This is a genomic window from Pseudoalteromonas rubra, assembly GCF_004212645.1.
Classification (GTDB): Bacteria; Pseudomonadota; Gammaproteobacteria; order Enterobacterales; family Alteromonadaceae; genus Pseudoalteromonas; species Pseudoalteromonas rubra_G.
On the sequence record NZ_PPUZ01000039.1, the window covers coordinates 145913 to 158657 of the forward strand.

The 12745-nt window shown below is 45.0% G+C and carries 13 protein-coding genes; 6 read left to right on the forward strand and 7 right to left on the reverse strand.

Annotation, left to right across the window (positions count from 1 at the left end; all coding sequences use genetic code 11):
* Positions 1 to 80: 80 nt before the first annotated feature.
* Positions 81 to 569 carry a GNAT family N-acetyltransferase gene (locus tag C3B51_RS14850; protein ID WP_130245548.1) on the reverse strand — a complete coding sequence of 163 codons (489 nt, stop codon included), beginning with the start codon at positions 567 to 569 and terminating at the stop codon, positions 81 to 83.
* Positions 570 to 983: 414 nt separating this feature from the next.
* On the opposite strand from C3B51_RS14850, the gene C3B51_RS14855 reads away from it, so the two are divergent.
* On the forward strand, positions 984 to 1421 hold the full coding sequence (locus tag C3B51_RS14855; protein WP_130245549.1) for an ISAs1 family transposase: 438 nt from the start codon (positions 984 to 986) through the stop codon (positions 1419 to 1421).
* Between the two features lie 344 nt (positions 1422 to 1765).
* Here C3B51_RS14855 and C3B51_RS14860 read toward each other — a convergent pair whose 3' ends face one another.
* The gene (locus C3B51_RS14860) at positions 1766 to 3418 is read right to left on the reverse strand and encodes an alpha/beta fold hydrolase (protein WP_130245550.1); all 1653 of its coding nucleotides are present in this window, start codon (positions 3416 to 3418) and stop codon (positions 1766 to 1768) included.
* Positions 3419 to 3981: 563 nt separating this feature from the next.
* Between C3B51_RS14860 and C3B51_RS14865 the strand changes: the two genes are divergently transcribed.
* The 5 genes from C3B51_RS14865 (at position 3982) to C3B51_RS14885 (ending at position 7743) form a co-directional block, all read left to right on the forward strand.
* The gene (locus tag C3B51_RS14865) at positions 3982 to 5337 is read left to right on the forward strand and encodes a hypothetical protein (protein ID WP_130245551.1); all 1356 of its coding nucleotides are present in this window, start codon (positions 3982 to 3984) and stop codon (positions 5335 to 5337) included.
* A gap of 117 nt (positions 5338 to 5454) precedes the next feature.
* Positions 5455 to 6087 carry a hypothetical protein gene (locus C3B51_RS14870; RefSeq protein ID WP_240701909.1) on the forward strand — a complete coding sequence of 211 codons (633 nt, stop codon included), beginning with the start codon at positions 5455 to 5457 and terminating at the stop codon, positions 6085 to 6087.
* A gap of 168 nt (positions 6088 to 6255) precedes the next feature.
* On the forward strand, positions 6256 to 6699 hold the full coding sequence (locus tag C3B51_RS14875) for a hypothetical protein (protein ID WP_130245552.1): 444 nt from the start codon (positions 6256 to 6258) through the stop codon (positions 6697 to 6699).
* 269 nt (positions 6700 to 6968) lie between these two features.
* Complete coding sequence (locus C3B51_RS24180; RefSeq protein ID WP_130245582.1) at positions 6969 to 7253, forward strand: polymorphic toxin type 44 domain-containing protein; 285 nt, start codon at positions 6969 to 6971, stop codon at positions 7251 to 7253.
* Complete coding sequence (locus tag C3B51_RS14885) at positions 7246 to 7743, forward strand: hypothetical protein (protein ID WP_130245553.1); 498 nt, start codon at positions 7246 to 7248, stop codon at positions 7741 to 7743. The genes C3B51_RS24180 and C3B51_RS14885 overlap by 8 nt, the downstream gene beginning before the upstream one ends.
* Before the next feature lie 393 nt (positions 7744 to 8136).
* Here the strand turns inward: C3B51_RS14885 and C3B51_RS14890 are convergent, their stop codons facing one another.
* The 5 genes from C3B51_RS14890 to C3B51_RS14910 form a co-directional block, all read right to left on the reverse strand.
* The gene (locus C3B51_RS14890) at positions 8137 to 8451 is read right to left on the reverse strand and encodes a DUF6693 family protein (RefSeq protein WP_130245554.1); all 315 of its coding nucleotides are present in this window, start codon (positions 8449 to 8451) and stop codon (positions 8137 to 8139) included.
* A gap of 1098 nt (positions 8452 to 9549) precedes the next feature.
* Complete coding sequence (locus tag C3B51_RS14895; protein ID WP_130245555.1) at positions 9550 to 10821, reverse strand: sensor histidine kinase; 1272 nt, start codon at positions 10819 to 10821, stop codon at positions 9550 to 9552.
* 7 nt (positions 10822 to 10828) lie between these two features.
* On the reverse strand, positions 10829 to 11524 hold the full coding sequence (locus tag C3B51_RS14900; RefSeq protein WP_206076640.1) for a response regulator transcription factor: 696 nt from the start codon (positions 11522 to 11524) through the stop codon (positions 10829 to 10831).
* 72 nt (positions 11525 to 11596) lie between these two features.
* On the reverse strand, positions 11597 to 12016 hold the full coding sequence (locus C3B51_RS14905; protein WP_130245556.1) for a hypothetical protein: 420 nt from the start codon (positions 12014 to 12016) through the stop codon (positions 11597 to 11599).
* 39 nt (positions 12017 to 12055) lie between these two features.
* Complete coding sequence (locus C3B51_RS14910; RefSeq protein WP_206074706.1) at positions 12056 to 12532, reverse strand: GNAT family N-acetyltransferase; 477 nt, start codon at positions 12530 to 12532, stop codon at positions 12056 to 12058.
* Between the last annotated feature and the right edge of the window lie 213 nt (positions 12533 to 12745).

Sequence of the window (12745 nt, forward strand, 5' to 3'; positions counted from 1 at the left end):
ACGTGCCTAACCACTTAAAAAGCGGGTTATTCAGGAGCGACTCCTTACCTGACCGAAGAAGGCTCTATGGGTAAGTTGCCCTATACACCAACAGTTTTACTACGCCTTTCCATTAGTACAACGTCACGCCAAATTTCATGCATTTTTCCAAGCTTTTCACGAACTCCAATTTGACGAAATCCATTTTTCTTGTGTAAAGCTATGCTGGCTTGGTTTTCAGGAAAAATAGCCGCTTGTAACATCCAAATATTGTGTATTTCCGACTCCTCAATCAACCGTGATAATAGCTTGTGACCTAAACCTTTTCCCTGAGCTTGGCTTGCAATATAAACGCTAACTTCAACAACTCCCGAATATACCGCTCGACCTGATACTGGAGAGAGTCCAGCCCAACCTACGACTTGATTACCTTCAATTACGACAAGACGACAAAAGCCTAATAGTGAGTTATTCCATTCATCCCAGTCTTTAGCTTGCTCTTGGAATGTTGCATTACCTGTATCAATACCTTGCTGGTAGATTTCTTTTACAGAATAAAAATCTCTTTCATCAAATTCTCGAATAATCACTATATCTCCTCGGGCAACTAGCAATCTTAATCATCTAGCGATAGCTCTTTTTTACCCTATTTCGCCTCATTATCGTACATCGTATACTTTTACCATTTATTCTAACTATATCGAAGTGTTAGGGCCCGGTAAACTGCCGTGGCTCAGGCAGTTCAGAGCATTCAAACACAGTATTCCAACACGACATAGCATTGCACGTGCTCTTAAAATAGTGGTGACTGATCCATTGGTTTTGGGCCTTGTTCAGTTGGGTCAACGAACAGCGCTCTCAGTCTGGTAAGCCAATCATTGCGTTTGATGGCAAAGCCCTACGCGGTGCCAGTAAGAAACGTGAGGTTAACTTACACTTGGTGTCCGCTTTTGACTGTGAGTCTGGTTTAACTTTGTATCAGCGTACAGTAGAAAGTAAATCCAATGAAATACCGGCACGCTCGATATTTCAGATTCTATCGTCACACTGGATGCACACATTGTCAGAAAGCGACACTCTCAGCACTGATTTCAAGCGGGGCTGATTACCTGGTTCAGGTCAAGGAAAATCAGAAAATACTCTATAAAGCAGTCACTTCATGCTTTGAAACAGCCTTTAAACAAGAGGAGAGTTTGCCTGAAGATATACAAGTCTGCAATGGTCATAGACGTCAGGAAACACACATTACTTATGCTCTGAAAGCAGACAAACTGCCTGAAGAAATAAAAGAAAAATGGCCAGAGCTTACTTCGCAGGTCTCAATCGAAAGGCACAGCAAATCCGGCCCGACAACAAAAATAGACACGTACTTTTATATTACTTCTGTCGAGCCAGGTGCACAGATGTTACAAAAAGCCATCCGCCATCATTGGCACATCTAGAACCAGCAGCATTGGGGGCTGGATGTCGTGTTTAAGGAAGATGCTTGCCAGACCAGCGAGCCGATTTCGACGGACGATATGGCACTGATCAGACGGGTAGTTCGCAATCTGGAAGAACAGCACACAGACCGTAAAGATTCGATACTTGGCAAGTGTGTTCGGCCAGTTTTAACGATGAATTCAGGGCAGAGCTTATCTTCGGTTAATGATCGTTAACGAAGTATGCTCTCACCCTGCCCAGATAGCTGTATGCCGATATGCAATTGTTGCTTTAACAGCCAGCGATGCTATTTCAGTTATGCTGGCCGCTTAAATTTGCAAACAGGATGAGCTCAGGCCCGCCTTTACCAGTCTACTAACCTGGCGAACGTGCCAACCGCTTGAGTAAACTGTGCCGGCTGAGCTTGTTTAAGCGCCATGCGCTGTTCAAATGTCATGGTTTGGGCTGTGCCCTCGTAGGCATCGCTTGCGCCGAAAAGCATTAAGCTTTCAAACTCTGAGGCCGAAAAGTTCAGCCCTTTGAGATCACTTAGACAACTGGTATCGGGTTCAGACCATACATTGTCTATAAAGCTCATCATCACTTGAGCACCGCAGGTTTCCGCTCCCTCGCTCATGTGCGAGACAAAAACTACCCCATGCTCGGTTTGCTGAAACTCTACATAACGTTGATTAATATTAGTAAAAGCAGCCTGTATCAGCGGTATATCATAGTGCGGTGTTTGTGGGTCAACATCACCGTTGATGACCAGAGTCGGCATATAGTGATGCATATTTTGATAGATAAATTGATCGCTATAGCGATTACCCCAAATGCTTTTATCAACTTCCTTTTGCAGCAGGAAGTAAGTGGGATAACAGGCCACAGCATCCCGACAGAATGCCAAACGCGCCGTTAAATCTCGATTTACGTCATTGAGTTCATTATTGCTAATTAACCGTGCAATGACACTGGAATAACCCAGCGGATCTTTGGCAGGCAGTTGGACTAACTCGCGGCCTTCTCCTCTCAATATAAACTGGTGCAAATTATTCAGCGCGACGACATCATCGCTGTTGCAACGCGCCAGGCGATAAAAAGCAGGCATTAATATTTGCTCTACCGAGCGTGTCATGGATACGGTGGCAAACGCTTGTAATTCATCGCGAATAAATGCCAGATCAGGACAATGTTCACCATTAAACACACGCTTTAGAAGCGAGCGAATTGTCTGCTCTGCCTGGCCATGAAACTTGCTGCTACACAGCGTATCCTGATCACAATAATGGCTTAACTGAGTAAAGATTTTGCCGTAGTTTTCATCCCAAAGATCTAACCCGGCCCCGGTGGCAGGAAACACGGAATCTAATATCAGACTTTGCGCGCCAGTCGGCGCCACCTGGCTAAAACGCTGCGCCCAAAATGTGCCATACGACACACCATAAACATGGCTTGGCTGCCAGTCTAATACCTTGCTTTTACCTATGACATAATCGAGATCTTTCGCGGCCGAAGTGGTATTAAACTGATATAGCCCCTCCCCCCACTGGTTATATAAGTCATCAAAACAATCTTGCCAATAGGCCTGGTAATCTTGAGAAGGTGGATTGTTACACCCCAGGTGAGTTGACCAACCTACGCCCCGGTGCTCTAGTACATATAAGTCGTAGTCATTGGTAAAGGGCGCCAGTGTACTGTCGAATTGATTAACAAAAAAGCTCCCGGAACCACCCGGCCCGCCCTGTAAAAACCAGATCTGCCCGCGACTGTTACCCGAACGTGCAGGGTGTTTTGAAACTAACACCTCAATTTGCTTGCCTGTCGGCTCTTCCCAATTCAATGGCACCTGAGCCAAAGTACATTCATTACTGCCATCACGGCTTTGGAATTGACTCGGGCATGACCCCCAGTCAAATGCTAAATATTGATTAAAGCTCGACTTAACCGGGTTATTTGCCCAGCCAGAAGTGCTGGCTAAACAGCCTGTCAGCACACAGGTTTTAACTAAAAAGTGCATATTATTCCTTGCTTATACTTGTTTAATAACTACCCTAAATAAGGGACAAATCAAAGTAACACATCGAGTTAAATCAGGATATGTATGAAATTTCACCTCCATTTATTAAATTTTTCATCATTGCTAACGACAAGGGAGCCCAAGAGACACCCATACCAAAACTTATCTGCCGACCTATGAAGAAAAAGATAACGCTGGATGTCTGCGCTTTTTCTTCTGTTATCGATCACGTTTGTAGCAGTAGTTTCAAGGGGCGTGCCAGAGTCAGATGGGCATAGTCACTTGTTTTTAATTAACTTTATTTTTCACATTGAAAGGTGAATGAAAGAGGTGTGCCGGTTTTGGTACAGATGAAACAGGCGGGTGTATCAAAATTGAGACAGAGGCTTTAGAGCGCTCAGAGAAGAAGACTCAGCACTGGCAATGTTCACTGTCTGTTCCCTAATTAATGATTGGCTAAGGCGCATTTCAGAGTCCCCAAAAAACGGAGTTATGTTACTATCGCTATTGTATTTATAGTCCTTATTTTATAAGGGGTTAACTATTCACAAGGAACAGCCAATATGGATATCTCAGACACCCGATGGCGCGCTAAAACGCACGCCTCACCTGCCCACTCATATCGCTCAAATACGACTATCAGCCAGAGCAGCGCACACAGTACACAGGTGTCTGTTTCTTCACTGGCAGTGAGACTTAAAGAAGCGCAGCAAGCCATTGACGCCGCCCGTTTGACTCAGCAACCCTTGCCTCAGAACAAAAGTGCGTCAACGTGGCAAGCTCTGAACAAACAAGCAGCGACTGGCTCGGCTAAGTTCGAGTTTGAGCAACTGTCTAAATCTCAGCTGGAGACCATCGCCATGGACCCCAGTCATACCTTTTCAGAGGCCGAAAAGGTTGCCGCTTATGAACAATGGCATGCACTTGATCAACGCGCGCTGTCAGAGTTGAAGCGGCATTCACTCAAAGATGATAATGCCGCGGCATCATTTGCCACTGCGTTAGACACACATTACCAGGCGTTTTCAGATCTCGCTAAAGCGATGCTCCCCAGTAATTACATGTCGCAAGCACAGTCACACTTTGAGTCTGCGATACAAGATATGAGCCTGTCGGCGAAGGCAAAGGGCAGTGAATCTGAGCAGTACTATGCGCTTATGGTGGCAGACTTGTTTGGCGGCAATGAACCTAAAGTACAAAACGGCGCACAAGGTATGTCTTTAAACAATTTAGAGCGCAGCAATTATGAATTTTTGAACCAGCAAGACCGAGATGTGCTGGCCGACATGTATCAATATGCGGATCAAAATGACATAGATTTTACCTACATTAAAAAACTCGCCAGTGATCTTGGCAACTACAGACGGCATGACGACGGCAAGTTACTGGGTAATTTCAATGAAGGGCATTTTAATGCCGACGGCCAAAAGCTGACCGTCGGATTTACACAAAAAGATCAAGCCTCAATAGATCGCCTGACGAACAGTGGTGCCCTGCCCGGCAGTGCCCTGGACAAAGGCTTTGTGCCTTTTATCACGCAGCCCGGTTTTGGCGCGCTTTCTCACCGGGGTAGCTACCAATTTCTGGCACACATGGCAGAAGTAACGGCAGGTATGCCTGCCAGTGACTCGCCCGCGCAATTTAAAGCTTTCACTGAAGCAAATAGCGCCAGCGAGCGCTATATTATCTCCCACTCTGAAAAACGCATTTCACTCCCCGAGCCGGATGTCTCATGCAAAAACGGAGTCTGTGAGGTCACTGAAAAAGGCCGTAAAAATGGTGTAACGTTGGCGCAAAACAGCCCTGGTTTTGCACCACCGGTTGAGCTGGGCCTCGCTCAATTTGATGCCTTATATCAGCTGAAAAATGACCCAGACACGCAGAAGTTTGCCTGGTTTGAGTGGTTTTTTGACAAGTAATTTAGTGACTTTTAGCGGGTGTTTTTTGGCGAATAAGTCCAAAGGTGGGCTAAAGATCGATAAGTGAAGCTGATAATGCTGGGTGTCTTCGTGATTCGTCAGCTCAAGGTTAATGTTATGAAAAAAGCAGAACTGAGAAAAATTGTTGAAAGTTACGGGTTTAAAAAAGGTCCGTCGGTTGATAGTTCTCTTATATATTTTTATGGTATCGATGAGCGATACTCGATTGGTATAATTATATCTAACCATAAAGTTGGGGATGTACCTCAAGTTCAGTACGGTATTTATGATCGTGACCTTGCAAAGGTGTGGGGGAATGTTAGTGGCTTTAGTCTGGCTGAAGAGTATTGTTTAACAATACAGCATTCATTAAACTATCGGGTTTTGCGAGATGGTAGAGTGCTGCCTATCGAGCAAGTCTTTGATGAAAAATTTTTTAGAGCTTTCATAGAAAGCTTTATAGAAAAAAAAGATGAGTTGGTTGAGCAATATGTTGCTTCTCTAAATAGCTTTAATTACCCAGAGCCACTAATTCCTGAAGAGAACTTTTTCGAAGCACTTACCAAGAACCAAGGCGTGTACTTTGGGTTTATGTTTAAGTTGTCTAACGGTGAAAGAGTTACGCTGGATGATATTGAAGTACAAAGAGGTGAGCTAAGAAAAACGTATGGGCTAAAAGGGTTTATTAAGAGAGATTTAGCGCTTTTAGAAAGCTATATACAGAATAACAAGGATAGCCACCCAGGTTGATAGCATATTTTGTTAACTCCCACCACAAGTAAGGTTAAGGTGGTATCCATTCAAAAACGGCGCTCATCGAGCGCCTTTTTCTTGTGCATTGATGTCAGTATAGTGTCTCAATAGCACTTGTGGACTGGCATGCCGATAGGGTAATAAATTTACAAACAGGAATGTAAAATGACAGAAAAGGTAATTAAAATTAGTTTGTTGGCTCTTCTAACGGTATGTTTATTGTATTTTGGTGAGTCTAGGGCTGACTGTAATGAAAGTACAAAGGTAACATCACAAAAATTAAGCTCGCAGGCTTTTTCTGGAATTCTTGACGGTCGAGAAAAAATAGAGCTGATGGGAGGGGTTTCACATCTTGATTTCAATTATTGCATATATTTCTATGCTAGGGAATTTGGCAATCGCCGTCTTGCAAAAAGGTTAATCATTCTAGATGGTAATGACGGGAGGTATATAGGAATGTTTGACGTGGATGACAAGCCAAAGGGTATTGTTGGAAATAGTATAATTTTCGATTATCACGATGACTTAGGAAATAAAATAATAGTTGGATCCTCTGGATTTCCTAAAAATACTTATCTGGATGGTGAGCCAAAAGAGCTGTTTAAGTAAAGAGAGTAAGAAGCGTAAGGTGATATCCATTCCAAAAAGGCGTTAAGTGGGCGCCTTTTTCTGTGCAAATACGCCAGCACGCAGCATGACGCCGGTATTGCACAGGGTATCGACACCAATTCATGCTGGCTCTAGCTTCAGTATCACCCGAGTGGCTGTGTCAACTATTGTTGATGGTGCAGATCCTAAACTCTCTGATGGCAAAATTTGCTAACGGTGCGGTGACAGGCTGATTTTCAAGTCTAACTGATTATGATTTTAGCTCAGAGCTGCTTGCTGATTTCGGCAACTTTCATTTTGGAGTAGTTGCAGCTGCATATGGTTTTAATCTTGAAGGGAGTATGTTTGGGGCCGGTGCAAACCAAGTGCTCAGACAAGGGGGTGATACCCCTAGACAACTACACTTAGCAATCCCTATTTTGGCTTATAGTGGCGGTGGATACTTGTTGCCAGACTTAATATCAAGAACAGCAACCAACTTTGGATTCTCATGGGGTGATAACCCCGGTGATTCAATAAATATAATGAATGGATGGGATTACTATAATGATTAAAGATAAATTAATGAAAGTGATGTTTACTGTTACTTTAGTAAGTATTTTAGGGTGTGACTCTTCAGGGGAACATAAACCTCCCTCAAATGACAGTGTTAGAATTTTTTATAATCAAAATAAAGTACGCATTGAAGGCTTTGTTGAGTTCTGTGCTTTGCATGAAAGCGTGAAATGGCTTGGAGTTAACGACATTGATTTATCATCTAAACCAAATGAGAATATAGATAGTTTTTCTGTTACTAACACTCGGTTGGTGATGAATAACTTGGGAATAGAGTCTATTTTTTGTGCAAGGGATTATAGTAAGGTTAACGCCCCACTTGTTTCTGTAACATTGCCACTATATAACTCTGGGTTATCAGTGTCGGGGATCAGTAAAGGAGTAAAGTTCATCGTTTTTGAAAGCGCTCGTGTTAAAGAGCAGCTCAAAAATGGTGAATTAGCCTACCTTGGAGATATCGGTTGGTATATTTACTATCGAGAAAGTTAATATTAAGATTTGGCTGAGCAACCCTTAAAGTAAAACCTATTCCAAATTGGTGCTCTTTGAGCGCTTTTTTCTTTGCAATGGACGCCAGCCAGCATGGTGTTCATGAAAACAAGTGCAGACGTGTATAACCGACTAGAGCTGTGAAGACTATTGGTGCACCTATCAGTTATAGCTTAGGTACCGCGGAGCCCATCCACTCCTGGTCGTATGTAAACGATTTTTTGGTCGCATCGATTTGACCAACGTGGTCGTATCCATCGACCTCGTGATTCGGAGGGAGTGTGATATCCAGTCGCCCTTAACTGGCACAAAGTAGCAGGCTGAAATTTGCGACGAAGGCGCGCTAGCCTGCTGTTTTGAATACTTTAGTTAAAGCGCTTTTTAGATTGAAAATCACTCAATGGTTGTATTATTTAAAGAGTAGTTCCAGACTTTGTAAAAATAAAAAGCGTAACCTAACCCAAGAGTAATTATAGATATGATAATCCATAAGATTACATGGCCTATATTTCCAAAGATATCGGTATGGCATACCATTTGTCTTGGATTTCCGTTGTCATCAATGACTTTTGAACGATTAATTATAAATTTAGAGAATGAGTACGGGAAAAAGAAAGCACCAATACCAAATGTTATTAATATTAGAATAAACCAGAGTATTAAATGACCTAGAATATCTAACGTCCCTACATCTGCCTGAATTCTCACTTTTACTCCTTTTTCTATTTTGGCCAAACACATCAGTATTTATTGTTGAGCATTACACATAACCGCTTGTTGCACTGGTCTGCTACCTGCACGCCGTATCCGGCTGGTGTGGTTTATGCTATGGGGATTTACTTTTGATGAGTAACTTTTGTTTTGAATCGTTTGTGACTTAACCCGTTACAACGTGACTCATTCCCTGCCTGAACAACGTTATTTATGCGTATCATTAGACCCACTTTTTTCCTGTTTAGCAAGTGGTTGTGATTTCGGAACAGCATGAATATCTCTCCCTTGCACATTGCATTGACAAGATGGCCGCACCGCTATATTCATTTGCCAGACAACCATAGTGCCGTGTTCTCATAAACCACCTTATGACTACACTTCCCGGATAACGAAGTGGTTTGTATGATTTTCCTATACAACATGCTGTCGTGTGGTCCTTAGGTAGATCCCGGCTCGCAAGCGTCCGGGACGACGGGGTTGTTTGGAAGTGACGGAATGATGTGTGATTTGGTGGAGTTGTTCGTCAGATTTGCTCGGTACAAAGCACGTCTGTGCGGTGTTTAAGTAGATCCCGGCTCGCAATCGTCCGGGATGACAGGGTTGTTTGTGAATTGGCAGAGTTGTTCGTCAGATTTGCTCGTAACAACGCACTTCTGTGTGGTGTTTTAGTAGATCCCGGCTCGCAAGCGTCCGGGATGACAGGGTTGTTTGTGAATTGGTGGAGTTGTTCGTCAGATTTGCTCGGAACAAAGCACTTCTGTGTGGTGTTTTAGTAGATCCCGGCTCGCAAGCGTCCGGGATGACAGGGTTGTTTGGAAGTGGCGGTGTTGTTCGTCAGATTTGCTCGGAACAAAGCACTTCTGTGTGGTGTTTTAGTAGATCCCGGCTCGCAAGCGTCCGGGATGACGGGGCTGTTTGGAAGTGACCAGGTTGTTTGTGAATTGGTGGAGTTGTTCGTCAGATTTGCTATCAACAAAGCGCGTCTATGTGGTGTTTAAGTAGATCCCGGCTCGTACGCGTCCGGGATGACGATAGAGACTATCAGCCTTACATTTTTAACCACTCCAACCTTGTGAGTAAACAATAACTCAGCTAATGGCTAACCTGGCTATCCCCGTCTGGAAACTTCAAACAAAACACACTACCCGCTTCTGAACTGGAAACACTCAGTTCAATATCCAGTTTTTCACACAAGCGTTTAACCATAGACAACCCCATGCCCATGCCTTTGCTGTCGGGGCCTTTTACCCCCGGCTCAAACAGGGTCTTTAGCTGCTGTGGCGCGATCCCCTGCCCCGTATCCGCAACCACAAAGGTTTGTGCGCTTGCGCTGATGGTCACCACCCCACTGTGGATATGGGTAAATGCGTTGCCTACCAGGTTATTTAACAGTAATTGCAGGGCACTCGGTGCAATGGGCAGCGTGACGGAGGTTGCGACTTCAACCTCTACATCAATGTCCTTATCGGCGATTTTCTCAGCCTGATTTAAGATCACCTGCTCCACCACCGGCAGCACGCGGGTCTGTGCGGTGGTTAAGGTTTCTTCTCTGGCCAGCGCCAGCAGCACCTCAAGGCTTTGCGTGATTTGATGCTGGGCGTCTGCTATCCGGCCCACCAGCTCAGTTTGTTTGTCATCCAGCTGTGTTTGTTTAAGTAAGGTGAGCGAGCTTTGTGTTATCGCAACGGGCGTTCTTAATTCATGAGAAACGTCTCGGGTAAATGCCTGCTCTCGGCTGATAAAACGTCGTATTCTTGCCAGTGCCTGCTCCAGCGTTTTAGCAAATGCACCAATTTCATCATTGACAAATTGCCCCGAAAAATTCTGTGGCAACCGCTCAACCGGCGCATCTTCTACTATTTTAACTAAAGTATCCAGAGGCTTAACCAGGCGCTTTGCCATCATCAAAGAGACAAAAGCCAGCACCAGCGCCACAACCAGCACGCCACCAAACAAAACCAGTATAAATGTCAGCATACCGCCTTTGATCTTGCGCACCACCAGTTGCTCGCTCACCTCGGCCACTAAGTAACCGCTTGGTAGTTTCTTAAGGTGGTAATGGGCCTCGCCTTCGCCGCTAAATTCAATACGGTTTGGCTCTTGCGCAAGCATGTCCTGCACGGCTTTGGGTAAGTCCGTTAGCTTGGGGTAATACTGAATGAACGCCAGTCTGGGTTTGGCTTGCTCGCCTGCTGCAAGTTGCGTGGCAATGGTTTGGGCTTCATCGTTCAGCAATGCGTTAAAAAACCGATCTTCAATGCTATAAGCAAACAAAAAGCTCGCTGCGCCAAATAAGGCGCTAATGAACAGCGCAATTCCCACAAAAAAGGCCAGGATCCGATTGCGTAACTGAGTGGCTTTCACAGGTCGCTTATCCTTCTATATCAAGCGCAAAACCAATGCCGTGAATGGTTTTGATGATCGGACTGACAAACGGCTTATCAATGGCCTTACGAAGTTGATAGATGTGAGAGCGCAGCGCATCGGAATCGGTCGGTTCATCACCCCAAATACGGTCGCACAACTCACTGCGACTGAGTGCCCTTGGGTGATGCTCCATCAGTAAGCGCAGAATTTTAAACGGGATTGGCTGTAGCGTAACGGGTGTTTCGGCACGCTCAACTTGCTGAGTCTGACTATTGAGCGACAATGCTTGCTCACCCTCCCCCAGGCGTAGTGTGTGCTCACTGTTAAGCAGGTGCCTTCTGGCCAGAGCATTACAGCGCACCCACAGCTCTTCAAGCGCAAATGGCTTAGTCAGGTAATCGTCTGCACCTAGAGAAAAGCCACTGAGCTTGTCGTCCAGTGTATCGCGGGCTGTCAGCATGATGATGGGAATATGGCGATTGGCCTCTGTACGCAATTGCCGACAGACAGCCAATCCATCCATTTTGGGTAGCATCACATCTAGGACCACACAATCGTAAAATTGTTCCAGCGCCAGTTTCGCTCCCAACTCTCCGGTGTGTGCAAAATCCACCACCGCACCCTGTGACTCAAAATATTCGCCAATGTTGCGGCTCAGATCCTGATTATCTTCAATGAGCAGTACTTTGATTTGTGCCATCCCGGCCACCATACTAATAAACAAGTGACTATAGACTAGTGCAAGGTTCGTGAAAACAATGTGAAATACCCTTTAGTGGGTGTGCAGCCAGCGACGAACATAATCTAACGATAGATACGCGTGTTTTAATTGCAGCCAGGAGTCACGTGACTGCTGCCAGTGCCATTGCTCATCGGCTAATTTCCTGAGCGAGCTCCTATCCTGTGCGCGACTATAAAACAGCAGATCTCCCGCAGCTGTTAACTTTGGCAGCGCGTCGGCCTGCATCGTCATGGTATGTTCGATTTGTGTGCGAAGATTAAGAATTAAGGCAACTACACTGCCCGTCGGTGGCTGGCTGTCCAGTAAAGTCAGAAGCGATTGTTCCTTGCTTAATGCAGGCACCGCATTGAGCTCAGTAAACACGCTACTGAGTGTCTCGGTCAGCACCTGTCTTTGGCCCTGAGGCAGCGTACAAAACCAGCTGGTCAGTTGTTGAAGTGGCGGCGCCATCATATCTCCTGGTTAGTCCTTTGATTCGGCGCCAGTCTATCATGCCCTGCTTATTTCGTAAAAATCATGACTGCACAGTGTATAAGAGACATCATTTAGCTCGTCCATTTCACCCCGTAACCAGCCTTGTGCATGATAAAAACCATCTGCACGCGTGTTGGCCTCGGTATATAATGAAATCACTTTATGTCCTTTACTAAACAGCCAGTCACACGCAAGGCCTAGCAAAGCCTTACCCATACCCAACCCTTCATATCCAGGTAAGATAAACAGTGCCCAGATTGATCCATCCTCACCGGCTGCGGACGAAAACCCGACAATCTGCCCATTGAACTCACACACCCAGCTATTTCCCTGCCCTGCTATGTGCGCCTCGTACATCTGAGGTGTAATTTTCCCAGGATCAGACAATTTATTCTCTGTCACTTGCAGGCGGATCTCGCTCATTCTGCTGATATCTTCACGTACTGCGATCCTGCAGGTATAAGCAACTGCGTTGTTAGAAACTTCTGACATTGTCAATTCCAAAATAAATAGGTTCTTTCTTTTAAAGGATCTGGCAGTGATTGGCAAGCGCCCAGGCTTTGACCTCTCAAGCCAAGAGGAAGAGTAAGCTCAACCGGTACTGAAGAAGCAGTTATAACCTCAAAATAATATGCAGATTGTGACGTAGGCAGGCAAATTATAAAAATTGGCCCACCAGCACGGGTATAACACTAGATTTGGTGC

Bases quoted from the DNA above. Each gene is read 5' to 3' on its own strand.
- C3B51_RS14855 (WP_130245549.1), top strand. From the start codon at position 984: ATGAAATACCGGCACGCTCGATATTTCAGATTCTATCGTCACACTGGA.
- C3B51_RS14860 (WP_130245550.1), bottom strand. From the start codon at position 3,418: ATGCACTTTTTAGTTAAAACCTGTGTGCTGACAGGCTGTTTAGCCAGC.
- C3B51_RS14865 (WP_130245551.1), top strand. From the start codon at position 3,982: ATGGATATCTCAGACACCCGATGGCGCGCTAAAACGCACGCCTCACCT.
- C3B51_RS14870 (WP_240701909.1), top strand. From the start codon at position 5,455: ATGAAAAAAGCAGAACTGAGAAAAATTGTTGAAAGTTACGGGTTTAAA.
- C3B51_RS14875 (WP_130245552.1), top strand. From the start codon at position 6,256: ATGACAGAAAAGGTAATTAAAATTAGTTTGTTGGCTCTTCTAACGGTA.
- C3B51_RS14885 (WP_130245553.1), top strand. From the start codon at position 7,246: ATGATTAAAGATAAATTAATGAAAGTGATGTTTACTGTTACTTTAGTA.
- C3B51_RS14900 (WP_206076640.1), bottom strand. From the start codon at position 11,524: ATGGCACAAATCAAAGTACTGCTCATTGAAGATAATCAGGATCTGAGC.
- C3B51_RS14905 (WP_130245556.1), bottom strand. From the start codon at position 12,016: ATGGCGCCGCCACTTCAACAACTGACCAGCTGGTTTTGTACGCTGCCT.
- C3B51_RS14910 (WP_206074706.1), bottom strand. From the start codon at position 12,532: ATGTCAGAAGTTTCTAACAACGCAGTTGCTTATACCTGCAGGATCGCA.